The following is a 23945-nucleotide window of genomic DNA, read 5'->3' as shown; positions in this document are numbered from 1 at the left end:
CACACCGCCGCCGCCATCATGTTCGCCCTCAACCAACCACCCGGCTGCGCCATCCGCGAAATGGTCGTCTGCGCCGAACAGGAAACCTCCTACCCGTGATCGTGGTGTTGCGGGCGCTCGGCGTCGGTGATCTGGCGACCGGGGTGCCGGCGCTGCGGGCGCTGCGTGCCGCGTACCCCGGTCGGGAACTGGTGCTGGTCGCACCGCGCTGGCTGACGCCACTGGTCGACCTCGTCGGCGGCGTCGACCGGCTGGTCGACGCACCAGGGCTGGGCCACCTCGCGTGGCCCGGCCCGGCCCCGCAGATCGCCGTCAACCTGCACGGGCGGGGACCACAGTCGCACCGGATGCTCGCCGACACGCAGCCCCGACGGCTGCTCGCGTTCGCCAACGCCGACGCCAGCTTCACCGACGGCCCGCCCTGGACCCCCGACGAACACGAGGTCGACCGGTGGTGCCGGCTGCTGTCCTGGTACGACATCCCCGCCGACCGCACCAACCTGACGTTACGGCGGCCGGAACCGGCCGGTCTGCCGACCGGGGTCAGCATCGTGCACCCCGGCGCGAAGGCCACCGAGCGCCGCTGGCCGCCGGCCCGGTTCGCGGCCGTGGCGCGCGACCTCACGGCACGGGGGCACCAGGTGGTGGTGACCGGCAGCCGTGGCGAGCGGGAGCTCTGCCTGAGGGTGGCGGAGCTGTCCGGGCTTCCCACCGCAGCGGCGCTGGCCGGCCGGACCGACCTCGGCGAGTTGGCCGCGCTGGTCGCACACGCCCGGCTGGTGCTCAGCGGCGACACGGGCATCGGTCACCTGGCCACGGCGTACGGCACGCCGTCGGTGCTGCTGTTCGGGCCGGTGCCGCCCCAGCAGTGGGGACCGCCGCCGGACCGGCCGTGGCACCAGGCGCTGTGGGCGGGCCCCCGTCCGCGCGGTGCGGCCGACGACGCCCCGCATCCGGCCCTGGTCGCCGTGCAGGTGCCCCAGGTGCTCGACGCGGTGGAGCGGGTGGAGCGGGCCCGCCGCGCGCCGCTACCCGCCGGTAACGTCGGGTCGTAAGCTGGGCGGGTGAACGGGGACCCGGAGTACGCGCAGGAGTTCGTCGACGTCGATGGTGGCCGCCTCGGCGTGCAGGTGTACCCGGAGCCCGAGGGCGACGCGGGCGCGCCGGCCGTGGTGATCTGGCCGGCGATGGGGGTGCGCGCCCGGTACTACCGGCCGTTCGCCGCCGCGCTCCGCGCCGCCGGGCTGGCCGTCGTGGTCGCCGACCTGCGGGGCACCGGGGCGAGCACCCCCGCACCGAGCCGCGCCGACCGGCACGGCTACAGCGAACTCGCCGGCGACGTCGGCGCCGTCCTGGCCGCGCTCAAGCGACGACTGGACGGCCGTACCCGGCTACTGCTCGGGCACTCACTCGGCGGGCAGGCCGCACTGCTGCACCTCGCACTGGACGGCACCGACGCGGTGGACGGGCTGGCGCTGGTCGCGGTCGGCATCCCCTACTGGCGCACCTACCCGGGGCGGCGAGGGCTGGGAGTGCTGCCGTACACCCAGGGGATCGCCGCCACCGCCGGGCTGCTCGGGGTGTGGCCGGGGTGGGGCTTCGGCGGCCGGCAGGCGCGCGGGGTGATCCGGGACTGGGCGTACACCGCGCGGACCGGCCGCTTCCCCCGACTCGACGGTACGGACACCGAGGCGGCGGTGCGCGCGGTACGGACTCCGGTGCTGGCGGTCAGCGTGGACGACGACCAGTACACACCGCACGAGACCATGGACCACCTCTGCGCGAAGCTCACCGCGGCCCCGGTGACGCGGGAGCGGTACACGGTGGCGCAGGCCGGGGCGCCGCTGGACCACTTCACCTGGGTCCGTGCGGGCGCTCCGCTGGCGCGGCGGATCGCCGGTTTCGCCAGCGACCTGCCGCCCCGCTGAGCCGTACCGGCCGGTCGTCGCGCGGCCCGGCCGGCTGACTCACTCGTCCTGATCCAGCGGCACCAGCTCGCCGTCGCGCTCCACCCGGACCTCACCGTGGTCCTTGCGCGGAGCGACCTCGGCGGTGTTCCGGTGCGGGTCGTTGTCCGGATGCATCAGCACCGCGTCGGTCTTGGCGGTCTTCTCCCGGCTCTCGTCCGGCTGCGACATCCCGTTCCCCTCTCCGTCAGCGTCCCCCGGACATCTACCCGCCACCGACCGGACGACTCCTGCCGGTGACGATGCGGCACCATCGCGATCCGGATGTCCCCGCCGTGCCGGTGCGGCACCGGATCGACCGGCACGCGCCGGGGTTAGCCGCCCGGGCGGCGGGTAAGCCGCAGCGCCCGACACGGCGGAAGGGGATCACATGTCCGAACGGCACACCGCACTGCGCTCGATGCACGATCTGGGCCTGGCGGCCTGGTTTGGCGGCTCCCTCATGGGAGCGCTCGGCGTCAACGGCGCAGCGGCGAAGATCAGCGACTCGACCCAGCGGCTTCCGGTCGCGTCGGCCGGATGGTCCAAGTGGACCCCGGTCAACGCGGCCGCGATCGGCGCGCACCTGGCCGGAGCCGTCGGCGAGCTGGTGACGGAGAGCCCGCGGGTCGCCAGCCAGTCAGGGGTGGCCCGGGCCAGCACCATCAAGACGGCGCTGACGATCGGCGCGCTCGCGGTCACCGGCTACAGCCGGTTGGTCGGCATGCGGTTGGAGAAGGCGGGGGCCCCGCCGGTGAGCGGGGCCACCGAGCCCAACCACCAGACCCCGGCGAGCGTGGCCTCCTCGCAGCGACAGATGAAGCTGCTCCAGTGGGCCATCCCGGCGTTGACCGGGACCCTGGTCGTGGTGACCGCGTACATGGGCGAGCAGCAGAAGGCCGGCCAGGTGTTCCGCGGCATCCTCGGCCGGGCCGGCGGAATGATGAGCGCCCCGATGGGGGTGGCCAAGATCGCCGGCATGGGCATGGGCGGCAAGCGGCAGATGGCGATGGCCGGCCGCTGAGTGCCGAACCGGACGGCCATTGCCCCGCCGCTCCTGCACGGCGGGGCGATGGCCGGCCGGTCGTAGGGACCGGTACGGCGCACGGGCGGGCGTGACCCGTCCCGCAATCGTCCGCCGGTGACGGCGGACCGACGAGCGAGGTGGCCATGACGGCGCACGAGGGACGCAGTGGCGGCGACCGGCTGGAGCCGGAGGCGGTGCAGCCGTGGAAGACCGAGGACGGCTTCGACGCCGAACCGCCGTGGGGCGCGGACGAGGACTCGCCGATGGACGAGGGCAGCGAGGAGACGGCGGTGCCCGAGGGGCGGCGTGGAGAACGCCGCGCGGGTGCCCCGGCCAGCCGGGCCAACCCGGCCGGCCTGCACGGCTTCGGCTCGGTCGAACCGACCCGTACTCCAGCGGCCGGCCCGGGCGCGCCGCCGGACCCGGCGCCCGGCCGCCGGTCCTTTCCCGACGACGCGGACATCAACGAGCGCAGCCAGGACGCGCTGCGCACCCGCGGCCGGCGCTCCTAGCAGCACCCGCGACGCCCGCCGCCGCGTTTCGGTCGGCGGGCTCGTGGTTTGCGGCACGGGAGATCGGGCCGTTCGAGCTGGTGCCCCAGGGCAGGGGTGACCCGCGCACCGGGCACCGTTGCCCCGGGGAGCAGATCACCGTGGCGTTGTTGCGTGACCTCGTCGTCCGGCTGGCCCGCCTGGAGTACACGGTGCCCGAGCAGGACCTGCGCATCCCCTGCACCGCATCCCCACCCGCCCGGTGGACGGCCTGCTGATCGAGGTCGGCCCGACGGCCTGACCGGCCGTGCGGCACGCGTCAGTTGGTGGACGCGGCACGCGCGGCGACGTCCGGCCGGTCGACGTCGGGTTCGGGCCAGATCATGGTCTCGGTCAGCATCTGCGCGAGCCGGGTCGCGTCCCGCTGGGCCTGGCCGGCGCAGCAGTTGTTGAACAACACGTGCAGTTCGTCGGCCGGGCCGGCCAGCTCGGCCAGCAGCCCGGCCCAGTGCCGCAACTCCTCCTCGGCGTACGCGTAGCGGAACTTGTCCTCCTTGTCGCCGTCGCGCCAGGCGTCGCTGTGACCGTGGAACCGGACGATCGCCGGCTCCGCCGTGGCGGTCAAGATCGGCGGCACCGACGACGGGTGCCCCTGCGGCATGTCGACACAGACCAGCGAGAGGTCGTGCGCGCGCAGCAGGTCCACAGTGTCCACGGCGGCCCCGTCGTCGAACCAGGACCCGTGTCGCAGCTCCACACCGACCCGCCACGGCCGGCACCGCTGTGCCAGTTCGACGATCCGGCGTTCGGCGGCGGCGCTGCGCACCAGCCACGGCGGGAACTGGAGCATCACGACACCCAGCTTGCCGGCGGCCGCGATCGGCTCCAGCGCCGCCCGGAACCGGGACCACAGCTCGTCGTACGACCGCTCCGGCAGGTCGCGGCGACGGATCCGGCTCGGGCCGGCGGGCGGGCGCAGGTCGCGGGGCAGTGCGGCGACCCGTGTCGGGTGACCGGTGAAGAGGCTGAACGCCTTGACGTCGAAGGTGAACTCGGGCGGAGTGGCGTCGACCCAGCCGTGGGTCGTCTCCGGCGCGGGGATCGCGTAGTAGGAGGTGTCCACCTCGACCAGAGGGAAGCGCCCCGCGTAGAAGCCCAGTCGACCGGCGGGCGTGTTGGCCGAGCGCGGGTACCACCCGGAGCGCAGCAGCGACTGGTCGGCCCACGAGGACGTACCCACCTTAATCACACCCATGTCATTCAGTGGACCGCTCGGCGCCCGGATCGGCAACCGCTGGCGGCCCGCGTCGTCGCCGTGCGGGGCCGGAACTGTCGGTGCCGCGTCCTACGCTCAGGCCGAGCCGACGTCGACGAAAGGGCGCCACCATGACGAGCACCGAGCAGCTCACCGGAGAGCGGGCCGACCTGCTGCAGGCGCTGCGCCGGCACCGGGGCTTCCTCCTGCACACCGTCGACGGGCTGACCGACGAGCAGGCGGCCACCCGCACCACCGTCAGTGAGCTCTGCCTCGGCGGTCTCATCAAGCATGTGGCCGGCATCGAGGAGCGGTGGATGCGCTTCGCCGTGGGCGGCGCGGATGCGATGCTGCGGGAGGAGGTCGACTGGGTCGGTCAGTTCCGGATGGCGCCGGGCGAGACCCTGGCCGGTCTGGTCGAGCGATTCCAGCAGGTCGCCGCCGAGACCGACGAGCTGGTCGCCACCCTCGACCTGGACGCGGCGCACCCGCTGCCGCAGGCGCCCTGGTTCGAGCCGGGGGCGAGCTGGACTGTTCGCCGGGTGCTGCTGCACCTGATCGCCGAGACGTCTCAGCACTCCGGGCACGCCGACATCCTGCGCGAGGCGATCGACGGCACCAAGACCATGGGCTGACCCCGGGCGCGTTCCCCGCCATCCACCGCGCGTCACCTCCGATCCCACCGAGCGGGAGCCGATGTGACAGCGCGCAGGTCGGTGGCGCTGAGGGACACGAGATGACCGCAGACCGCATCGACCAGAAGACCGCCGAACAGTTGTTCGGCGGTAACATCGTCGACCCCTCGACCGCCCGGCGGCCGGTCGCGTTGCTGCTGACCGCGGTACGCGCCGCACCAAGCCCCGGTGAACTCGCCGGTGAAGGCGTCGCCCTGCACGCCTTTCGCCGTGCCCTGGCTGACCCGGCCGTCACCCGACAGCCCGACCGCCGGTCACGCACTCTCGCCTGGACCGGCGCCCGGGCCGCGGTGGCGGCACTGGCGCTGGCCGCCACCGGCGGGGTGGCGCTGGCCGCCGTCAACGGCACGACTCCCCGGCCGCACCTGCCCACGGCAACCCCACCGGCCCCCGTCGGTCCACCCGCGGCGACCGCCCCGGCCACCGGTGACCGGCCGGCGACCGACGCGCCCGCCACCACCGTGCCGACGCCGCACACGTCGGCCGTCGGCGAGGTGGTGGGTCTGTGCCGGGCGTACCGGACGGTCGCCGAAGGCAACCCCGGGCGCGCCCTCGACAATCCGGCCTTCTCCGGGCTGATCGCCGCCGCGGGCGACCGGCATCGCGTGGCCGACTACTGCGCGGACATTCTGGCCGTCGAGGCCGCACCGGGCAGGCCCACCGGTGCACGGCCCGGTGAGGTGCCGAGCCGGCATCCGGGGTCTCCCGGGCCGCCGGACGGGCCGCCCACCGCCCGGGAGCAGGACGACACCGGACCGGCCGACGGCCGGTCCGCCCCGCCGGGCCGCCCATCGAACTGACCGCTCACGCGGGCGGCCGTCCTGACGATGTGGACGGCACAACCGACCTGCCTCGGTCGGCGCTCGATCACGCCCCGGCGCGACGACTCCTGCCCGCCGACGGCTGATAGCTTGCCCCGATGAGTCTGCGGCGTCGACGCGCGGTGGCGGCCCTGCGCCTGACGGTGGTGCTCGGCGTGCTGGCCGGGATCGTGCTCACCGCGCTCGGCCCGGCCACCGTCACCGGGCTACTGCCGTACTTCACCATCCAGAGCAACGTCGCGGTCGGCGCCCTCGCGGGGTACGCCGGCTGGCGGGCGTGGCGGGACCGGCCCGATCCCCCACCGGCGCTGCGCGGCGCGGTCACCCTCTACATCACCATCACCGGCGTGGTCTACCACCTGGTGCTGGCCAACCCGGCCAGCCCGTTCGCGATGGCGCAACCCGACCGGGCCGTCGGCGAGGCGCTCGGCAACCAACTGCTGCACACGGTCGTGCCGCTGCTCGCGGTCGCCGACTGGGTGCTGTTCGACCAGCGTGGCCGGCTGCGCCTGCGCTACGCGGCCTGGTGGCTGGCGTTCCCACTGGCCTATCTCGGCTTCGCCCTGCTCCGAGGGCTGGTCGTCCACCGGTACCCGTACCCGTTCCTGGACGCCGGTGAGCTGGGCTACGACGGGGTGGCGATCAGCGCGGTCCTCTTCGCCGTCGCGTTCTGGCTGCTGGGCCTGCTCTTCGTCACCCTGGACCGCACCCTGACCCCCCGCCGCCCAACCACCCCCACCCCCACCCCGCCCGCCGAACAAGAGGTCGGCGTGGCCGGCACCGGCGGGTCGTGACGCCAACGTGATCAGCCGGGCGAGGAGGGACACCGGTCAGCGGAGGCGGGCTCGTGCGGCGGCGCGGTCACGCCCGTAGGCGTCGGAGTGGCCCCAGCGGCCCGGGATGTCGAGCAGCTCGATCCGACCGAAGCCCTTGGGCAGGGACGGGTTCACGAGCAGGTTGTCGCCGGTGGGCCGCAGCCCCAGCAGGGTGCCCAGCAGCATCAGCAGCGCGCCCGACGACCAGGACTGCGGACGACCGGCCGAGGGCAGCTGAACGGGATACTTCGTCAGGCTGCGCTCGTAGCCGGCGATCAGCTCCGGCACCGCCCCGCCGACCGTCTGCGCCATGTCGAAGATGCCGTTCGCGATCAGGGCCGCCTGGACGTCGAAACCGTAGTGCCGCAGCCCGGCGGCGATCAGCGCGTTGTCCGACGGCCACACCGCCCCCAGATGCGAGCCCACCGGGTTGTACGGGCGCTGCCCGGTGGCGAAGGTGCGCACCCCCCACCCGCTGAACAGCCGCGGCCCGACCAGATGCTCGGCAACCGCCTCGGCGCGGTCGTCGGCGACGATCCCGCTCCACAGCAGATGCCCGATGTTGGACGACAGCGCGTCGACCGGATCGCCGTCCGGCCCCAGCGCCAGCGCGTAGTACTCCCGGTGCGGCAGCCAGAAGTCCCGGTTGAACCGGTCCTTCAGCTCCGCCGCCTCCCGCTCCAACCGGTCGGCGTACGCGGGGTCACCCCAGAACTCCCGGGCCAACCGGGCGCCACGCCGCTTCGCGTCGTACGCGTAGCCCTGCAACTCACAGGTCGCCCGGGGAAATCCGGGTTGCCGTCCGTGGACGTCGACGATGGCGTCGTCCGAGTCCTTCCATGCCTGGTTGACCACGCCGTGCCGCTCGTTGCGGCGCTGGTAGCGCAGGTAGCCGTCACCGGTCATGTCGCCGTACTCGTCGATCCAGTCCAGCGCCATCCGGGCCGGGTGGCGCAGTTCGCGGACCAGGTCGGTGTCGCCGGACCAGCGCTCGTACTCGTCGAGGAGGACGACGAACAGCGGGGTGGTGTCCGCCGCGCCGTAGTACACGGCGTCCGGTCGCTCGCCGAACGCGGCGGATTCGCCGTAGCGGAGCTGAGCCAGGATCTTGCCCGGCTCCTCGTCGTGTCGGTCGTCGAGCTGGCTGCCCTGCAGCAGCGCCAGGAACCGCAGCGTCGCGGGGGCCAGCTCGGGGGTGAACGCCATGGTCTGCAGGCAGGTGATGATGCTGTCGCGTCCGCACAGGCCCATGGCCCACGGCAGGCCGCCGACCGGCACCCGGGCGTCGGACGACAGTGGCAAGTACCGCAGCGCCGCCAGGTCGGCGAGGCTGCCCCGGTAGGTCTCCTCCAGGCCGCCCCGTTCGGCCACCAGGTGCGGGGCCCGGTCCATCCAGTCCGCCAGATCCTCGCGCATTCCCCCGCGTACGTGCTGCCGGTGGGACTCGATGTCGTTGCGCAGGTCCCGGCCGCCCTCGCCGTGGATGGTCATGGTGACGTGCAGGATGGTCTCCCACGCGCCTTCGGGCTCGATCCTGATCCGGAACGTCATTCCCCGCTCGTCCACCTGCACGGGTGCCGTGCTGCTCACGGTGGTCTCCCGGATGAACCGCTCCCGCTCGTAGCGCAGCACGAGCTGGCGGCGCGCCGAGTCGGCGGTGATCTGGGCGGCCCGGCGGGTCGGCTCCCGTCGCTCGGCGGCTCTGGCGACGTCGGACAGGTCGGCGAAGTCGTTGCCGATCTCCATCCGCACCGTGAACTCGGCCGGCTGGGCCGAGTGGTTGAGCACGGTGATGTGCTCGCTGAAACTGTCGTTGATCGATCGGTGCCGGATGACCGACACGTCGGCGTCGACGTAATGGCTCGCGGCGCCCGGAACCAGGAAGAACCGGGTCTCGAAGTACGTCATGTCGTCGCGGGACAGCGCGTTCAGCCCTTCCCCGTCGACCCGCAGCACCCAGTGGGACAGGAAGCGGGTGTCGAATGAGAAGAGCCCCACCGGCGCGTCCGGGGCCGCCTCCACGTCGCCCTGCGCGTCGCTGATCGCGAAGGCGTTGCCCGCGATCACGTGCACCAGTTCCTGCCTCACGGCCGCCCGTCCCGCCCGGCCGTCGCGGCCCTGCCCAGCTCGCGGGGATGGCGGGCACCGACAGGCCCGGGAAAGATCCGCCGCAGCAGCATCAACAGCCGAATGTTGCCCTGGACGGTCACCTCGTTGCGCAGCAACGCGGCCGACAGGTGGGTCTCGCCGCTCGCCAACCGGTCGAACACCGTCCGGTCGCCGCGGACCACCAGCTCGGCATCGCTGGACGACCGGGTCACCCGGACGTGCTGGTCGTCGACGGTCAGGTACCAGTGCTCGCTGTGGCCGTCGTCGCACGCGTCCAGCCGCAGCGTCCCGGCCGTCGTCTCCGGCAGGTCGGTACGCCGGCCGGAGCCGAGCTGTTCCAGGTGTTCGGCCATCGCGCCCATCTCGTCCCCTCCCCCGCTCTCCCGCAGGATCGCCCGCCCCGGGGTGAGGACGCCTCACCCGGACCGGGTGACGACCGGTGATCGCAGGCTGAGCCGGTGGACGTCCCCGCCTCAGGCGCCGATCAGCCCTCGGAGGTAGTTGGCCTGGCCGACGTGTTGCTGGTCGTCCTCGGCGATGCTGACCAGCCGGACGCCGAGGGTGACCGGCGGGTCCCACGACTCGTCGACCACCCGGTCCAGATCCGCCGCTCGCAACCCGGCCAGGAACGGCCCGGTCCGCGCCGCGACCGCCTCGTAGTAGTCGATCAACGCCTGCGCGCTCTCCGGCCGCACCGCGGCGACCTGGGCGGGCGAGTGGCCGTAGCCGGTGTTGTCCGGGTCGGTGGTGAGCCCGAACCGCCCGGCCCACTCGCCGCTCGCCCAGACCTGGTCGGTGTCGAGCAGGTGGGCGACGTGGTGGTCCTGGACCCTGGTCAGGTGCCAGACCAACCAGCCGATCGAGTTGGCGCCGGGGCCGGGCGCCCAGCGCAGCTGCTCGGGGCTGAGGCCGTCGACCGCCGCCCGGACGAGGTCGGGCAGCCGGTCGTACGTCTCGGTCAGCAGGTCACTCACGTCCACGCGTCACGCCTCCTGGTGTGTCTCTGATCGGGTACCGCCGACACGGACGGCCAAACCTCGGCCGCTACGGTGATCAAGTGGTCGCGGCGTTGGAGCTGTATCTGGACCCGGACGCTACCCGGCGGATCCGGGTGCTCTGGGACGCTCTGGAGGCCGAGGGCGTGCAGAGCATGCGCTCGCTGCTGGAGCAGCGCCACCGGCCGCACGTCTCGCTCGCGGTGGCGCCCCGCTTCGACCCCGAGCAGGTCGCCGCGGCGCTGCGCGGCACCGTCGTGGCCGCCCCGCTGCGACTCGACTTCCAGCACGCCGGTCAGTTCGTCGGACGGGTGCTCTGGCTCGGCCCGACGCCCACGCCGGAGCTGCTGGCCCACCACCGGATGGTGCACGACCGGCTCGCCGCCGCCGGCATCACGCTGGTCGAGCACTACCAGCCGGGACGCTGGGTGCCGCACTGCACGCTCTCCATGCGGGTGCCGAACGTGCTGATGGCCGCCGCGGTACGCCGCTGCCTGGAGGTGCTGCCGCTGGCCGCGACCGTGGTCGGCGCGGCGCTCACCGACCACGCCCGCGGCATCGCCCACCCGCTGTCCTGACCGCCGGCCCGCCAGGCCGTGGAGGGCGGCTGCGCCCGGCCGGACAGGGGCTCTCCCCAGCTCACCGGACCAGCGGCGCGACCCTTGTACGTAATGTCCGGATTGGCGGGTCGCAGTCGGGAAACTGAAAACAAGGGGTGCCGACGAGGCCGGGCGTGGGATGGTTCGACATGGATGCCGTTCCGATGGCCGCCCGCCGCGCGCGGCCGGCCCATCCGGCGACGCGGGCGCAACGTGGCGCCGCCCGGGACGGCTTCGACGACGAGAGGCAGTGCCCATGCAGGCTCAGCGCAGGCCACCGCGGACGGAGCGGAGCCAGACCAGGGACGACCGGACCGGCGGCGGCATGACCGGGGCGGCCACGCCACTGACCATCTGGGCCGCTGCCGTGCTGCTCGGTCGAATCGGCTCCGGCGAGGACGACAGCGAGGACGAGCTGCACATCCTTCGCGGCATCGAGTGACCCTCGGGAACCCCGTTCAGAGCCAGCCGCGCCGCTTGAAGATCAGGTAGAGGGTGCCGCAGACCAGCAGCATCAGCAGCAGCGCGAACAGGTACCCGAAGTGCCACTGCAACTCCGGCATGTGGACGAAGTTCATCCCGTACACCGTGCCGATCAACGTGGGTGCGAACAGGATCGCCGCCCACGAGGAGACCTTCTTCAGCTCCTCGTTCTGCGTGTAGCTGGCCGCCGTGAGGCTGCGCATCTCCTCGTTCTGCTGCTGCGAGACCAGGGTGGCGTTGACGGTGAGGATGTTCTGCAACAGGTGCCGGAAGCCGTCGACGCGTTCCACGACCTGCGTGAGGTGGTCGGTCACGTCGCGCAGGTAGCGCCGCAGCTCCTCGTCGGTCGCGTAGCTGCCCGCGCCGGCCGCCAGCGCGTCGAGCACGTTGAGCAGCGGACGGGCGGCCCGCTGGAACTGGATGACCTCGCGGCTGAGACCGTAGATGCGCCGGCTGGCGTTCGGGTCGCCACCGAAGACCTGGGTCTCGATCTCGTCGATGTCGTTCTCCAACCCGGCCACCACCGGCGCGTAACCGTCGACCACCTGGTCGAGGATCGCGTACAGGACCGCCTGCGGGCCCTGCTCGAGCATCTGCGCGTCGGCCTCCATCCGCCGCCGCACGGCGGCCAGATCGGGCGCCTCACCGTGCCGGACGGTGACCACGAAGCCCGGCCCGATGAACAGGTGCAGCTCGGAGAACTCGACCTCCTCCCGCACATCGTCGTAGCGGGCGGCGCGCAGCACCACGAAGAGGGTGTGCCCGTAGCGCTCCAGCTTGGGCCGCTGGTGGGCGTTGATCGCGTCCTCCACCGCCAGGTCGTGCAGCCGGAACTCCCGGGCCAGCGAGGTGATCTGGTCGATGTCGGGTCGGTACAACCCGATCCAGGCCATCGCCTCGTCCTGCTCCTGGAGGCAGCGGTACGTCTCGGCGAGGCCGGCCGGCGACGCGAAGCGGTGCCCGCGGATGTAGATGGCGCTGTCCACCAGCCCGCCGGCGGCCGGCTCGGCCGGCTCGTCGCCCGGCGGCTCGTCGCGGATCTCGTGCTCGTCGAGCTGGCGGCCGAAGCCCTCACCCGGGCGGAACCGACGGCCGCCGACCATGACCCGCTCCCTCCCCGGAGGCACCCACCGACGGCCACCCGAACCACCCGCGCGGTTCGGCCAGGCAGCCGGGAGGCGCTGCTTCCCCCGTGCCCGCGCACCAAAACCCTCCGAGGCGTCGCCCACGGTTGCCCGGGTTCCGCCCACCGGCGGACGGGCGGGGCCCGGCTGGCGGATACTCGCGGTGACCACGGGCGGGACGACGGGGGAAGCGCCGATGGAGGTCGACAGGCGCACCGGCCCGCGGACCGGGCGGCTGCGGGGGTGGCTGCTCGGCGGCGACTCGGAGCAGCCGCGGCGGCAGGGGCCGCACGGGCGCCCGCCGGAGCACCGGCACCACCCGTGGTGGAAGGTGATGTGCCTGACCGGCGTCGACTACTTCTCGACCCTGGGCTACCAGCCGGGCATCGCGGCACTGGCCGCCGGGGCGCTCTCGCCGGTGGCGACCCTGGTGCTGGTGCTGGTGACCCTGCTGGGCGCGCTGCCGGTCTACCGGCGGGTGGCGGTGGAGAGCCCGCACGGCGAGGGCTCCATCGCGATGCTGGTACGCCTGCTGAGCTACTGGCCCGGCAAGCTGCTGGTGCTGGTGCTCCTCGGCTTCGCCGCCACCGATTTCATCATCACCATCACCCTGTCCGCCGCTGACGCGACCGCCCACATCGACGAGAACCCGTTCTGGCCGGAAGGGCTGCGCGGGCAGGAGGTCGTGCTCACGCTGCTGCTCGTGGCGCTGCTGGGTGCGGTGTTCCTCAAGGGATTCACCGAGGCCATCGGGATCGCCGTCGTGCTGGTCGCGGTCTATCTGGCGCTGAACACGGTGGTGATCGCCGCCGCGCTGTGGCAGGTGGTGACGCACCCGAGCGCGGTCGGGGACTGGACCACCGCGCTGACCACCGGCCACGGCGACCCCTGGATGATGGTCGGGCTGTCCCTGCTGGTCTTCCCGAAGCTGGCCCTGGGCCTGTCCGGCTTCGAGACGGGGGTGGCGGTGATGCCGAGCGTGCGCGGTGACCCACGGGACACGGAGGACCGGCCACTGGGCCGGATCCGGGGCGCGCGCCGCCTGCTCACCACCGCCGCGACGATCATGAGCGTCTTCCTGATCACCAGCAGCGTCACCACCACCGTGCTGATCCCGCCCGAGGCGTTCCAGCCGGGTGGGCCGGCGAACGGCCGGGCGCTGGCCTACCTGGCGCACGAGTACCTCGGCGAGGTGTTCGGCACGGTCTACGACCTGTCCACCATCGGGATCCTCTGGTTCGCGGGCGCCTCGGCGATGGCCGGTCTGCTCAACCTCGTACCCCGCTACCTGCCCCGCTACGGCATGGCGCCGACCTGGGCCCGGGCGGTCCGGCCGCTGGTGCTGGTCTTCACCGCGGTGGCGTTCCTGATCACGATCGTCTTCGAGGCCAGCGTGGACGCGCAGGGCGGCGCGTACGCCACCGGGGTGCTGGTGTTGATCACCTCGGCGGCGACGGCCGTGACCCTCGCGGCACGGCGGCGACGCCAGCGCGGCGCGACGATCGCCTTCGGCGTCATCGCGCTGATCTTCGTCTACACCACCGCGGCGAACGTGGTGGAACGCCCCGACGGCGTGAAGATCGCTGCCTGCTTCATCGGCGGGATCATCCTGGTGTCGCTGCTGTCCCGGCTGAACCGCGCACTCGAGCTGCGGGTCGACCGGGTGGAGCTGGACCCCGAGGCGGCCCGGATGATCGACGAGTGCGCCGGGCGCCGACTCCGACTGATCGCGCACGAGCCGGACAGCCGGGAGCCGGCGGAGTACCGCGCCAAGCTCGTGCAGACCGTCGCCGACAACGAGTTCCCGGCCGACAGCGACGTGATCTTCGTCGAGGTGACGGTCACCGACCCGTCGGACTTCGAGACCGAGCTGCTGGTGCGTGGCAGCGTCGTGCACGACCAGTACCTCGTGCTCAGCCTGGCCAGTTCCTCGGTGCCCAACGCGCTGGCCGCCCTGCTGCTGGAGATCCGCGACCGGATCCGGCGGCGCCCGCACATCTACTTCGAGTGGACCGAGGGCAACCCGGGCGGCAACTTCCTGCGCTACCTGGCCTTCGGCCAGGGCGAGATCGCCCCGGTCACCCGGGAGATCCTGCGGCGCCAGGAGCCCGACCGGAGCCGCCGACCGCACGTGCACGCCGGTTGACCCGTCCGCCCGGGTCGTCGTAGCGCAGGGTGAGCGTGGTCATAACGGCTGGACGGTCCGCCGGTTCCGGCTGCTAGCCTCTGGACAGGTCATGAGCGCCAGCGCGAAGCCCCGGCTCGCTGGCCGGCAACCCTCCTCCGCGGTGGGGTGCCCCGGGTGAAGACCAGGCACCGACGGGACGTCGGTGCAAGCGTGGCCTGGCACCCAGGTCAGCACAGACCCGGGAGATTCCATGCGCATCCTCAGCACCGCCCCACCGGCCGACGCCGCGGACTCCCGCGCCGGTTGGCTGCCACCGGCACTGACCCGGCGGCGGCACGTGGACATGATGCGGGTGTGCAGCGCCGCCTGTCGCGGCCGCGTCGCGCACTAGCGCACCCCTTTCCCGAACCCATCCCAGCGGTACGCCCACCGGGCGCACCGTCGGCGGCGCACGCCCGCGTCCGCCGCTGCGCAACCTTCGGAGACACCTGTGCGATTTCTTCCCGCCCTCACCCGTGCCGCTGCCCTCGGCGCGGCGACGATCCTGGCCGCCACCGCGCTGACCGCCTGCGGCGACGACACCTCCTCCGACGCCACCGCCAACCCGTACGGCCTGGCGCAGCCGGGCGTGCTGCGCGCCGGCACGCTGACCGACGCCCCGCCGAACGTGTACCTCAAGGACGGCCGGTTCACCGGGTTCGACAACGACCTGCTGACCGCGGTGGCCGGCAAGCTCGGCCTCAAGGTCGAGTTCGTCGGCACCGACTTCTCCGCGCTGCTCTCCCAGGTCAACAACCGCAAGTTCGACGTCGGCAGCTCCTCGATCACGATCACCGAGGCGCGGAAGAAGACGGTCGACTTCGGCAACGGCTACGACTTCGGCTACTTCGGCCTGGACGTCCCGGCCGGCTCACCGATCACCAGCTTCGACCAGCTCGCCGGCAAGCGGGTCGTGGTGGTCCAGGGCACCGTCCAGGACGACTACGCCACCGGCAGGCAGCTCGACCCGGTCCGGGTGCCGGACTACAACGGCGCGATCAACCAGCTCAAGGCGGGCACCGCCGACGCGTGGATCGCTCCGGCGGAGATCGGCGAGAAGTCGGCAGCCGACAGCAACGGAAAGATCACCGTGGCGGCCAAGCAGCTCAGCCCCGCGCCGACCGCGTACGCGGTCGCGAAGGGCAGCGACAAGCTGCGCGAGGCGCTGAACAAGGGCCTCGACGAGGTGATCGCGGACGGCACCTGGAGCCGGTTGCAGGCGCAGTACTACCCGGGCCGACCGGTTCCGGCCGACTTCAAGCCGGGCAGCGGCACGGTGGCCGTTCCGGCTGCGCCGTCGGCGTCCGCGTCGGCCGCGTCCTGAGGCACACCCGGTGACGAGCGAGCAGGGCGGTAGGAGAGGCGACCGATGGATCCGTTGAGCACCCTGTGGGAGACCTTCTTCGACTGGGACGCCATGCGCGAGGCGCTACCCGAGATGCTGACCGTCGGGTTGCCCAACACGCTGATCCTGGCGGTCTCCGCCGCCCTGCTCGGCTCGGTGCTGGGTCTGCTGCTGGCCGTCGCGGGCATCTCCCGTAGCCGCTGGCTGCGCTGGCCGGCGCGGGTCTACACCGACGTGTTCCGGGGGCTGCCGGCCGCGGCGACGATTCTCCTGATCGGAGTCGGGCTGGCGCCGCTGGGCATGGAGGTCTGGGGCCCCGACCCCTACCCGCTGGGCATCCTGGCGCTGTCGCTGATCGCGGCGGCGTACATGGGGGAGATCTTCCGCTCCGGTATCCAGTCGGTGGAGGCCGCCCAGTTGGAGGGCGCCCGCGCGCTCGGCTTCTCCTGGGCCGACTCGATGCGACTGGTGATCATTCCGCAGGGCATCCGGCGGGTGCTGCCGGCCTGGGTGAACCAACTCATCGCACTGATCAAGGACTCCAGCCTGGTCTACTTCCTCGGGCTGGTGGCCAGCCAGCGGGAGCTGTTCCGGATCGGCCAGGACTACGCGGCCACCACCGGCAACGAGTCCGCGCTGCTGCTGGCCGGGCTCTTCTACCTGGCGTTGACCGTGCCGCTGACGCACATGGTCAACTGGATCGACCGGCGGCTGCGCCACGGGCGGCCGGTCACCCCGGTCGATGACGAGGACGACACCGAGCCGGCGCTGGCCGGCACGACCGAAGGGGACCGGCGATGACCACCGCGACGACCACCTCGGTCAGCCTCGACGTGCGCGACGTGCACCTCGCCTTCGGGCCGAACCGGGTGCTGCGCGGCGTCGACCTGGCCGTGCCACGCGGCGCGACGGCGTGCGTGATCGGCCCGTCCGGGTCGGGCAAGTCCACCCTGCTGCGCACCATCAACCGGCTGATCGAGCCGGACCGCGGCGACGTGCTGCTGGACGGGCGCAGCGTGCTGAGCGACGACCCGGACGCGCTGCGGCAGCGGGTGGGCATGGTCTTCCAGCAGTTCAACCTCTTCCCACACATGAGCGTGCTGCGCAACGTCACCCTGGCGCTGCGGCGGCTGCGCAAGCTCGACGAGGACGAGGCGGTGGCGGTCGCACGCGCCCAGCTGGAGCTGGTGGGGTTGGCCGGCAAGGCCGACTCGCGGCCGGCGCAGCTCTCCGGCGGCCAGCAGCAGCGGGTGGCGATCGCCCGGGCGCTGGCGCTGCGGCCGGAGGTGATGCTCTTCGACGAGGCCACCTCCGCACTCGACCCGGAGCTGGTCAAGGGAGTGCTCGGGGTGATGGCCGACCTGTCCGCCGGGGGCATGACCATGGTCGTGGTCACCCACGAGATGGGCTTCGCCCGGCAGGTCGCCGACACCGTCGCCTTCATGGACCGGGGCGTGGTGCTGGAGGCCGGCCCGCCGGAGGCGATCTTCGAGCGGGCCGGGCATCCGCGGCTGCGCCGGTTCCTCGATCAGGTGCTCTGAGCCGCACGACGGCTGCGGCCGCCGGGCCGTCCGGCGTCAGCCGGCCTGGCGGCGCAGGTGCGCGGCGAACGCCTGCAGATCGCCCAGCAGCACCAGGATGGCGTTGCGGTAGGCGACCGACGCCCACAGGTGCAGCTCCTCGTCGTCCAGCCCGCCGAACGCCATGGACAGCGCCTTGCGCCGGCGCCGGTCGAGCACCTTGTGCGGGCGGGCGAGCAGGTCGCCCTCCCGGCGCAGGGCCTGCAGGTACGCGGCCACCGCGTCCTGGTAGTGCCGGCCGGCGACCCGCTCCAGCAGGGTGAACTCGAAGACGTTCAACGCCGCCTCGGACTCCCAGTAGGCGCTGTCGCGCTCCGGCGCGCCCGCGTGGTGCCGGCCCATCGCGTGCCGGGCCTCGTACAGCAGCAGCACGCCCCGGCCGGTGGTGCTCAGCGGCCGGCGGGGCGCCGGCAGCCGCAGCGTACGCACCGGCGCCGCACGGGTCAGGTCAAGCGCACCGGCGTACGACGGCATCCGCTGCGCCCCGGCGCCCGGCTCCGGCACCAGGCAGGCCCGCTCCGCGTAGGCCAGCGGGCCGCCGGTGGGCAGGGCGCGCACCGCCGCCGCGTGCAGCTCGGCCAGTGGGCGGTTGTCCGAGGGCCCGTCCGGCGGCAGGGTGAGCACGAGACCGGTGGCACCGGGCACGGGCACGCCCAGCACGCAGGAGTTGCGCAGGAACGCCCAGGTCGCCTCCGCCTCGCGGATGCCGCTCGCCACGGCCTGCGCGTCGGCCCGCCAGTCCCGGGCGATCCGCAGCCGCTGCTGGAGGTCCGCCGTCGCCGCGCCGTCGTGCGGGTAGAGCTCCCGCACCGCTCGCGGCAGCGTCCCGAGGCGAAGGTCCAGCAGGTCGCCGCTCGGCGCGGGCACGGCGTGCGTCGCGCAGTCGGCGTCGGTGTGCGGGTCGCCGGGCACCGCGTGGCAGTCACCGAGCCAGCTTCCACCGGGTTGCCGCGTCGGCCGGGCGAACGCCAGGTGTGGCAGCCGACCGGTGCGCAGCACCGTCTCGTACTGGGGTCGGGTGCGCATGGTCCGCAGCACGTCCAGCGGCAGCACCGGCGCCAGCTCCAGCACGGCGGCCAGGAGCGCGCAGTGCGAGCAGGCCGGCCCGTCGGGATCGCGCACCCGGTAGCGGCGCAGATGGTCGACGCCGGGCTGCTCCCACTGCACCCCGATGACGCCGTCGCCCTGCGCCATCAGGTAGAGGAACTCGGTCGCGTCACGCTCGCGGGTCACCGAGGTCACCTCGTCGAGGAACTCCCGTGCGGTGACCACCCGCAGGCCGGCCTCCGTCGCCCCGGTGGTCATGGGCACCCCCTCGCGGACCGTACGCATCGACCAACGCCGAACCGCTTCCCACCGTACCCGGCGGCGTGACGACCGGGCGGCCTGCACACCCGCCGGCCGCTGTCACCAATCCGTCGTTCGGTGCGGCGGCCGGGCCGGCGAGTCAGTCGACGCTCCCGCGGCCCAGCAGCCGGATCTCCTCGTTGTCCAGCGCGGACTGGAGGTCGAGCAGCACGAGGTCGTCGATCTCCCGCCGGTCACGCAGCCGGGTGATCTCCCGTCGCTTGTGTTCGAGGACGCCGAGGCGCAGTTTGCGTTCCAGGCGGCGTTCCTCGGCGCTGCGATCGCCGCCCTCGTTGACGTCGTCCAGGTGCTGCTGGTACTCGGCCTCCAGCCGGCGCACCGTCTCCTCCCCGGCGCCGATCTCGGCGGCGACCTGCGGCAGCGCGGCCAGGCCGGCCTCGGTGGCCCGTTGTCGGGCCTGCCGCAACTCGTCGGCGCGCTCGGGGTCACCGCCCAGTCCCGCCCAGCGCACCACCAGCGGCAGGGTGGTGCCCTGAACGAGCATGATCAGCACGATCACCAGCGCGGTGACGAAGATGATCAGGTCGCGTTCGGGCACCGGTGCGCCGGCGGCGGTCGTCGTGGGGACCGCCAGCGCGGCGGCGAGCGAGACGGCACCCCGGAAACCGGACCAGCCGGCGACGGTGCCCACCCGCCAGCCGGACGGCCCGCGGGTGGCGTCGACCATCCGGCGGCGCAGCAGCTTCGCCGATTCCGCCGTCAGGTAGACCATGGCCAGACGGGTGCCGACGATCACCACGGTCACCACCGCCACGATCACCACCGCCCTGGTCGGCGAGGTACTGGTGATGCGCTTCACCGCCTGGGGTATCTGCGTGCCGAGCAGGACGAACAACCCGCCGTTGATCAGGAACGTGGACAGGTCCCAGAACGCGTACGCCAGCACCCGGGACCGGGCACGGATCACCCGCGGGCCGGCGTAGGCCAGCATCAGGCCCGCGACCACCACCGCCAGCACACCGCTGGCGTGCACCGCGTCGGCCAGCAGGAACGCGGCGAACGGCGTCAGCACACTCAGTGCGCCCTCACGCAGCGGATCGTCGAGCCGCTTGCGGATCAGCACCACGATGCCGCCGACCAGCAGACCGGCGATCACACCACCGGCGGAGGCGCCGACGAACTCCTCACCGATGCGCAGCGCGCCCGGCGACGAGGCACCGGTGAGCAGACCCACCGTCACCGCGAAGAGCACCAGCGCGGTGCCATCGTTGATCAGGCTCTCCGCGTGCAGGGTGGTCAGGAGCTTCCGGGGCAGCCGCTTGGCGAGGCCGGTGACCGCGGCGGCGTCGGTCGGTGCCAGGACCGCCCCGAGCACCCAGGCGGCGGCGGGGTTCACCCCGAACGCCTGCGCGGTCAGCGACACCGTGACCATGGTGAGCACCACCAGCACCACGGCGAGCAGCCCGATCACCGGGAGGTTGGCCCGGATCTCGCGCAGGCTGAGGGTGAGGCTCTCCCGGTAGAGGATCGCCGGCAGGAAGATCAGCAGCACCAGGTCCGGTTCCAGGGTCAGCTCGGACAGCGGCGGCACCAGCCCGAGCAGCACCCCGAACGAGATGAGCAGCACCGGCGGCGCCACGCTGTACCGGCCGCCGAGCGTGGTGCCGACCAGGACGGTGACGCCCAGCACCACGATCAGGACGAGCCCCTCCACGGCGTACCCCCTCGATCCGCGGCCGGCGGCGGCCGCGCCGGTTCCATCTGACCGCACCCCGAAGCCCCGTTCGGGGGAAACGGCAAGTCGCCGGGGGTCAGGCGCGGTCGCGAGCGGTGACTGCCCGGGCGGTACGGCGGTACGCGGCCGCCTCGTCGTCGCGGCCAAGGGCGGCGGCCAGGTCGGCGAGGTGTCCGGCCACCGGACCGAGGGTGAGCACCCCACTGCCGGCGGCCAGCTCGGCGGCGGCCGGTCGCAGCTCGACGGCGAGGTTCTCCATCGTGGCCCGGTCGCCGAGGGCGAGCGCCGCCCGGGCGGTGAGGCAGAGCCGCGCCTCCCGCAGCAGGTCGTGCGGCCCGACCGGGAGCGTCCGCAGGGCGGCCCCGGCGGCGTCCCGGTCGCCGTCGGCCAGCAGCAGCAGCGGGCGGACCCACGGCTCGTGCGGACCCCAGTCCATGCCCACCCAGTCCTCACCGCCGAGCCCGGGGATCGGCCGGTCACCGCCGACGCCCTCGGCCAGGCGCAGGCCGAGCAGGGCGAGCGGGAGGAGTCCCCGGGTCAGGCCCGGCATGGCGTCGGCGGGAAGCCGCACGGCCGCCGTCCGGTACGCGTCCGCCGCCGCGGTCGACTCGCCGTCCAGCGCCAGGCGCAACGCGGCGTACCACCGGGTGAAGAGGCCGACCAGTGGCAGTTCGTACCGCTCGGCGAGGCGGTCGGCGGCGCGGGCGTGCGTGTCGGCGCCGGCCCGGTCCCCCAGCGCGCAGCAGGCCTGCACCCGGACGAGGTGGCCCAGCACCTCGAAGGTCACCAGGTGGTGCCGGGCGGCCACGTCGATCAGGTCGGCGCCGATCCGGGACCGCTCCTCGGCCAGGCCGACGCGGTGGAAGGCGTGCATGAAGCGGGCGTTGAGCGCGAAGGCCAGCAGCCCGGGGTCTCCGGTGGCGCGTGCGATGGCCTCGGCCTCGTCGGCCGCCCGGCGGCCACGGTCGGTGGTGGTGCCGCGCAGCTCCAGCGCGAGGGTGCTCAGCAGTCGGCTGCGCTGCGCGGAGCCGTGCACGCCGAGTGCGGCCAGGGCGTGCTCGGCGGCCCGGGCGATCCGCCCGGCGAGGACGTCGTCGTCGTTGCGGGTCCAGATGGCGGGTACGTCGAAGCCGGCCAGCACCTCGGCGACCAGCCCGGGGTCGCCGACGGACTCCGCGTCGTCGATCGCCTCCGCTCGCCGCCGCCGCGCCTCGGCCAGCCGGCCCGTCACGGCCAGCGCGCGCCCCAGGCCGAGCACCGCGCGCAGCCGCTCGCGCCGGTCGGCCCGGCCGGACCGGTCGTACGCCTCGACCGCCTGCCCCCACAGGCGGGCCGCCTCGTGCGGGTTGCCGCTCCGTTCGGCCTGTTCGGCGGCGGCGCGGGCGTACCCGGCGGCGCGGCCGGCGGCGACCGGTCCACCGGCGCGCAACAGGTGGTACGCGAGCGCGGCGGGCTCGGCGGGCCGACGGTGTCCCAGCGTCTCGGCGACGGCGGCGTGCCAGGCGGCGCGGCGCGGCGCGGACAGGTCGGCGTAGAGCGTGTCGCGGACCAGGATGTGGGTGAAGCGCAGCCGCCCGTCGGGGGCCTGCTCGGTGAGGAAGCCGGCCTGCAACGCGCGGTCCACGGCGTCCAGCAGGGCCGTGGAGTCGTCGGTCAACGTGCTGAGCACCTCGATGTCGAGGTCCCGGCCGAGCACGGCTGCCTGCCGCAGCAGGGTCCGGGTCGGCGGGGGGAGCTGCGCCAGCCGGTGCCGGATGACGTCGCGTACCCCCGGTGGCACCGCCGCCAGCGCCGCCCCACCCTCCGTGGCGTACAGGTGGGCCAGCTCCCGGACGAAGAACGGGTTGCCGCCGCTGCGATGGTGGATCAGTCGCACGGTGGGTGGGTCCAGCTCCGCCCCGGCGACGGTGCGGGCCAGCTCACCGGTCGCCGGCACGGACAGGCCGGCGAGGTACTCCCGGACCGGCTCCAGCCCAGCCACCCGGGCCAGGGCCGCGGTCAGCTCCGGGCTGATCTCGGTGGCGCGGTAGGTGCCGAGGAGCAGCACCGGCCCGGTTGCCGGCTGAGGGCCATTGAGCAGCGCCGTCAGCAGGTCCAGGGTGTCCCCGTCGGCGCGGTGCAGGTCGTCGAGGACCAGCAGCACCGGCCCTCGGCCGGCGACCGCCGAGACCAGCGACGCCACCGCGCGGTGCCGGCGGAACCGGGCCACGGCGGGATCGTCGGCGCCATCGGTCGCCCCGGCAGCGGCGAGGTCGGCCACACCGGTTTCGGCCGCCCCGGCGAGCGCGTCGGTGATCTGCGTCCACGGCCAGGCGGCCGGGGCGCCCTCGTACTCCGGGCTGCGGCCCCACGCCGTGGTCCAGCCGTCGGAGGCGAGTCGCCGCGTCAGCGTCTCGGCCAGCGCCGTCTTGCCGGCGCCCGGGTCCCCGCCGAGCAGGGCCAGAGCGGGTCGGCTGCTCCGGGCGGCGACCTCCGCGGCCCGGAGCAGCCGGTCCAGCTCCGTGTCGCGGCCGACGAAGGGTCGCTCCGTGACCGGTCCGGCCGGCCCGACGGGTCCGGGGGGCGGCTCCGTCCGGGCGAGCACCTCGGAGGTGGCCGGCTCAGCCGGCAGGGTGAGGTGTGGCGCCTGCGCGAGGATGTCGGCTTCCAGCCGCCGCAGCTCGGGACCCGGGTCCAGGCCCAGTTCGCTCACCAGGACGTCCCGTGCCTGCCGTAGTGCGGCCAGCGCCTCGCCCTGCCGCCCGGAGCGGTACCGGGCCGTCGCGAGCAGCCGCCACGCGTCCTCGCGCAGCGGATGGCTGGCGAGGTGGGCCGGCAGGTCGGCGGCGGCCTCGTCGGGTCGGCCCAGCGCCAACAGCGCGTCGGCTCGCCGCTCGACGGCGAGCATCCGCAGCTCGTCCAGCCGGTTGATCTCGGCGACCGCCCAACTCTCGCCGGCGCAGTCGGCGTACGCGGGCCCGCGCCAGAGCGGCAGCGCCGCGTCCAGGGCGGCCAGGGCCGGAGCGGGGCGTCCCGCCGCCAGCAGCCGTCCCGCCTCGGCGACCGCCGCCTCGAACCGTTCGGCGTCCACAGCCTCGGGGGCGGCCCGCAGCACGTACCCCGGGGGCTCGGTGACCAGCAGCCGGGGCGGCTGCCGGGGCGGCCGGTCGGGCTCCAGCGCACGGCGCAGGTCGGCGACGAAGGTCCGGATCGCGCCGACCGCGCCCTCCGGGGGCACCTCCCACAGGTCGTCGGCGAGGCGGTCCACCGGCACCACCCGGCCCCGGGCGATCAGCAGTCGGGCCAGCACCATGCGCTGGCGGAGTCCCCTGAGCGCGACCGGCCCACGCTCGGTCGCGGCGGTCACCGGGCCCAGCACGCCGAAGGTCACCGCCTCGGGTGCCGTCGGCTGCCTGGTCATGGCACCAATCTAGGCAGGTCCACGTGGCCGGCCGCAGCCCGCCGGCACTG

The 23945-nt window shown here is 73.8% G+C and carries 23 protein-coding genes, 1 pseudogene and 1 riboswitch; of the genes and pseudogenes, 15 read left to right on the top strand and 9 right to left on the bottom strand.

Annotated features, from left to right (window positions below; translation table 11 throughout):
* The 3 genes and pseudogenes from M8C17_RS27930 to M8C17_RS27920 form a co-directional block, all read left to right on the top strand.
* Positions 1–99 (top strand): annotated as a pseudogene (locus M8C17_RS27930) (short-chain dehydrogenase); the annotation flags it as partial.
* Positions 96–1055: a glycosyltransferase family 9 protein gene (locus M8C17_RS27925; RefSeq protein WP_252419550.1), complete on the top strand. Its 960-nt coding sequence runs from the start codon at positions 96–98 to the stop codon at positions 1053–1055. The pseudogene M8C17_RS27930 and the gene M8C17_RS27925, both read left to right, overlap by 4 nt.
* Before the next feature lie 9 nt (positions 1056–1064).
* Complete coding sequence (locus tag M8C17_RS27920) at positions 1065–1928, top strand: alpha/beta fold hydrolase (protein WP_252419549.1); 864 nt, start codon at positions 1065–1067, stop codon at positions 1926–1928.
* Between the two features lie 39 nt (positions 1929–1967).
* Here M8C17_RS27920 and M8C17_RS27915 read toward each other — a convergent pair whose 3' ends face one another.
* Positions 1968–2138 (bottom strand): hypothetical protein, encoded by a 171-nt coding sequence (locus M8C17_RS27915; protein WP_252419548.1) that lies wholly within the window; start codon positions 2136–2138, stop codon positions 1968–1970.
* Between the two features lie 199 nt (positions 2139–2337).
* On the opposite strand from M8C17_RS27915, the gene M8C17_RS27910 reads away from it, so the two are divergent.
* Positions 2338–2970, top strand: coding sequence for a hypothetical protein (locus M8C17_RS27910; protein ID WP_252419547.1), 633 nt, complete (start codon positions 2338–2340; stop codon positions 2968–2970).
* A 146-nt stretch (positions 2971–3116) separates the two neighbouring features.
* The gene (locus tag M8C17_RS27905) at positions 3117–3485 is read left to right on the top strand and encodes a hypothetical protein (protein WP_252419546.1); all 369 of its coding nucleotides are present in this window, start codon (positions 3117–3119) and stop codon (positions 3483–3485) included.
* 298 nt (positions 3486–3783) lie between these two features.
* Here M8C17_RS27905 and M8C17_RS27900 read toward each other — a convergent pair whose 3' ends face one another.
* On the bottom strand, positions 3784–4719 hold the full coding sequence (locus M8C17_RS27900) for a DUF72 domain-containing protein (protein ID WP_252419545.1): 936 nt from the start codon (positions 4717–4719) through the stop codon (positions 3784–3786).
* A 131-nt stretch (positions 4720–4850) separates the two neighbouring features.
* Here M8C17_RS27900 and M8C17_RS27895 point away from each other — a divergent pair, with 131 nt between their 5' ends.
* From M8C17_RS27895 to M8C17_RS27885, 3 genes are all read left to right on the top strand, one after another.
* A complete protein-coding gene (locus tag M8C17_RS27895) occupies positions 4851–5354 on the top strand; it encodes a DinB family protein (RefSeq protein WP_252419544.1) in 504 nt (167 codons plus the stop codon).
* 101 nt (positions 5355–5455) lie between these two features.
* Entirely contained in the window at positions 5456–6214 is a 759-nt protein-coding gene (locus M8C17_RS27890) for a hypothetical protein (RefSeq protein WP_252419543.1), read from the top strand.
* A gap of 119 nt (positions 6215–6333) precedes the next feature.
* The gene (locus M8C17_RS27885) at positions 6334–7029 is read left to right on the top strand and encodes a Pr6Pr family membrane protein (protein ID WP_252419542.1); all 696 of its coding nucleotides are present in this window, start codon (positions 6334–6336) and stop codon (positions 7027–7029) included.
* Positions 7030–7065: 36 nt separating this feature from the next.
* On the opposite strand, the gene M8C17_RS27880 is transcribed toward M8C17_RS27885, so the two are convergent.
* From M8C17_RS27880 to M8C17_RS27870, 3 genes are all read right to left on the bottom strand, one after another.
* Positions 7066–9138: a glycogen debranching N-terminal domain-containing protein gene (locus M8C17_RS27880; protein WP_252419541.1), complete on the bottom strand. Its 2073-nt coding sequence runs from the start codon at positions 9136–9138 to the stop codon at positions 7066–7068.
* On the bottom strand, positions 9135–9512 hold the full coding sequence (locus M8C17_RS27875) for an SCP2 sterol-binding domain-containing protein (protein WP_252419540.1): 378 nt from the start codon (positions 9510–9512) through the stop codon (positions 9135–9137). The genes M8C17_RS27880 and M8C17_RS27875 overlap by 4 nt, the downstream gene beginning before the upstream one ends.
* Before the next feature lie 120 nt (positions 9513–9632).
* Positions 9633–10139: a DUF664 domain-containing protein gene (locus M8C17_RS27870; protein ID WP_252419539.1), complete on the bottom strand. Its 507-nt coding sequence runs from the start codon at positions 10137–10139 to the stop codon at positions 9633–9635.
* Between the two features lie 77 nt (positions 10140–10216).
* Here M8C17_RS27870 and M8C17_RS27865 point away from each other — a divergent pair, with 77 nt between their 5' ends.
* A complete protein-coding gene (locus M8C17_RS27865; RefSeq protein WP_252419538.1) occupies positions 10217–10732 on the top strand; it encodes a 2'-5' RNA ligase family protein in 516 nt (171 codons plus the stop codon).
* Between the two features lie 277 nt (positions 10733–11009).
* The gene (locus M8C17_RS27860) at positions 11010–11195 is read left to right on the top strand and encodes a hypothetical protein (protein ID WP_252419537.1); all 186 of its coding nucleotides are present in this window, start codon (positions 11010–11012) and stop codon (positions 11193–11195) included.
* Between the two features lie 16 nt (positions 11196–11211).
* Here the strand turns inward: M8C17_RS27860 and corA are convergent, their stop codons facing one another.
* Entirely contained in the window at positions 11212–12339 is a 1128-nt protein-coding gene (gene corA, locus M8C17_RS27855) for a magnesium/cobalt transporter CorA (protein WP_252419536.1), read from the bottom strand.
* A 217-nt stretch (positions 12340–12556) separates the two neighbouring features.
* Here corA and M8C17_RS27850 point away from each other — a divergent pair, with 217 nt between their 5' ends.
* The 5 genes from M8C17_RS27850 (at position 12557) to M8C17_RS27830 (ending at position 17413) form a co-directional block, all read left to right on the top strand.
* A complete protein-coding gene (locus M8C17_RS27850; protein WP_252419535.1) occupies positions 12557–14506 on the top strand; it encodes an amino acid transporter in 1950 nt (649 codons plus the stop codon).
* A gap of 87 nt (positions 14507–14593) precedes the next feature.
* Positions 14594–14705, top strand: a riboswitch (SAM riboswitch).
* A 33-nt stretch (positions 14706–14738) separates the two neighbouring features.
* Positions 14739–14879, top strand: a complete 141-nt coding sequence (locus M8C17_RS27845; protein ID WP_252419534.1) for a hypothetical protein — start codon at positions 14739–14741, stop codon at positions 14877–14879.
* A gap of 99 nt (positions 14880–14978) precedes the next feature.
* Positions 14979–15851 (top strand): ABC transporter substrate-binding protein, encoded by an 873-nt coding sequence (locus tag M8C17_RS27840; RefSeq protein ID WP_252419533.1) that lies wholly within the window; start codon positions 14979–14981, stop codon positions 15849–15851.
* Positions 15852–15896: 45 nt separating this feature from the next.
* Positions 15897–16673: an amino acid ABC transporter permease gene (locus M8C17_RS27835; RefSeq protein ID WP_252419532.1), complete on the top strand. Its 777-nt coding sequence runs from the start codon at positions 15897–15899 to the stop codon at positions 16671–16673.
* Positions 16670–17413 (top strand): amino acid ABC transporter ATP-binding protein, encoded by a 744-nt coding sequence (locus tag M8C17_RS27830; protein ID WP_252419531.1) that lies wholly within the window; start codon positions 16670–16672, stop codon positions 17411–17413. The genes M8C17_RS27835 and M8C17_RS27830 overlap by 4 nt, the downstream gene beginning before the upstream one ends.
* A 36-nt stretch (positions 17414–17449) precedes the next feature.
* Here the strand turns inward: M8C17_RS27830 and M8C17_RS27825 are convergent, their stop codons facing one another.
* From M8C17_RS27825 to M8C17_RS27815, 3 genes are all read right to left on the bottom strand, one after another.
* Complete coding sequence (locus M8C17_RS27825) at positions 17450–18757, bottom strand: hypothetical protein (RefSeq protein WP_252419530.1); 1308 nt, start codon at positions 18755–18757, stop codon at positions 17450–17452.
* A 142-nt stretch (positions 18758–18899) separates the two neighbouring features.
* Complete coding sequence (locus M8C17_RS27820; protein ID WP_252419529.1) at positions 18900–20474, bottom strand: Na+/H+ antiporter; 1575 nt, start codon at positions 20472–20474, stop codon at positions 18900–18902.
* A 97-nt stretch (positions 20475–20571) separates the two neighbouring features.
* The gene (locus M8C17_RS27815; protein ID WP_252419528.1) at positions 20572–23895 is read right to left on the bottom strand and encodes a BTAD domain-containing putative transcriptional regulator; all 3324 of its coding nucleotides are present in this window, start codon (positions 23893–23895) and stop codon (positions 20572–20574) included.
* Between the last annotated feature and the right edge of the window lie 50 nt (positions 23896–23945).

The organism is Micromonospora sp. RHAY321, assembly GCF_023896955.1.
GTDB lineage: Bacteria > Actinomycetota > Actinomycetes > Mycobacteriales > Micromonosporaceae > Micromonospora.
Note: the sequence above shows the minus strand (reverse complement) of the source record. Positions and strands in the feature narration are given on the sequence as shown.

Bases quoted from the DNA above. Each gene is read 5' to 3' on its own strand.
- M8C17_RS27915 (WP_252419548.1), bottom strand. From the start codon at position 2,138: ATGTCGCAGCCGGACGAGAGCCGGGAGAAGACCGCCAAGACCGACGCG.
- M8C17_RS27910 (WP_252419547.1), top strand. From the start codon at position 2,338: ATGTCCGAACGGCACACCGCACTGCGCTCGATGCACGATCTGGGCCTG.
- M8C17_RS27905 (WP_252419546.1), top strand. From the start codon at position 3,117: ATGACGGCGCACGAGGGACGCAGTGGCGGCGACCGGCTGGAGCCGGAG.
- M8C17_RS27900 (WP_252419545.1), bottom strand. From the start codon at position 4,719: ATGGGTGTGATTAAGGTGGGTACGTCCTCGTGGGCCGACCAGTCGCTG.
- M8C17_RS27895 (WP_252419544.1), top strand. From the start codon at position 4,851: ATGACGAGCACCGAGCAGCTCACCGGAGAGCGGGCCGACCTGCTGCAG.
- M8C17_RS27890 (WP_252419543.1), top strand. From the start codon at position 5,456: ATGACCGCAGACCGCATCGACCAGAAGACCGCCGAACAGTTGTTCGGC.
- M8C17_RS27885 (WP_252419542.1), top strand. From the start codon at position 6,334: ATGAGTCTGCGGCGTCGACGCGCGGTGGCGGCCCTGCGCCTGACGGTG.
- M8C17_RS27875 (WP_252419540.1), bottom strand. From the start codon at position 9,512: ATGGCCGAACACCTGGAACAGCTCGGCTCCGGCCGGCGTACCGACCTG.
- M8C17_RS27860 (WP_252419537.1), top strand. From the start codon at position 11,010: ATGCAGGCTCAGCGCAGGCCACCGCGGACGGAGCGGAGCCAGACCAGG.
- corA (WP_252419536.1), bottom strand. From the start codon at position 12,339: ATGGTCGGCGGCCGTCGGTTCCGCCCGGGTGAGGGCTTCGGCCGCCAG.
- M8C17_RS27850 (WP_252419535.1), top strand. From the start codon at position 12,557: ATGGAGGTCGACAGGCGCACCGGCCCGCGGACCGGGCGGCTGCGGGGG.
- M8C17_RS27845 (WP_252419534.1), top strand. From the start codon at position 14,739: ATGCGCATCCTCAGCACCGCCCCACCGGCCGACGCCGCGGACTCCCGC.
- M8C17_RS27835 (WP_252419532.1), top strand. From the start codon at position 15,897: ATGGATCCGTTGAGCACCCTGTGGGAGACCTTCTTCGACTGGGACGCC.
- M8C17_RS27830 (WP_252419531.1), top strand. From the start codon at position 16,670: ATGACCACCGCGACGACCACCTCGGTCAGCCTCGACGTGCGCGACGTG.
- M8C17_RS27825 (WP_252419530.1), bottom strand. From the start codon at position 18,757: ATGACCACCGGGGCGACGGAGGCCGGCCTGCGGGTGGTCACCGCACGG.
- M8C17_RS27815 (WP_252419528.1), bottom strand. From the start codon at position 23,895: ATGACCAGGCAGCCGACGGCACCCGAGGCGGTGACCTTCGGCGTGCTG.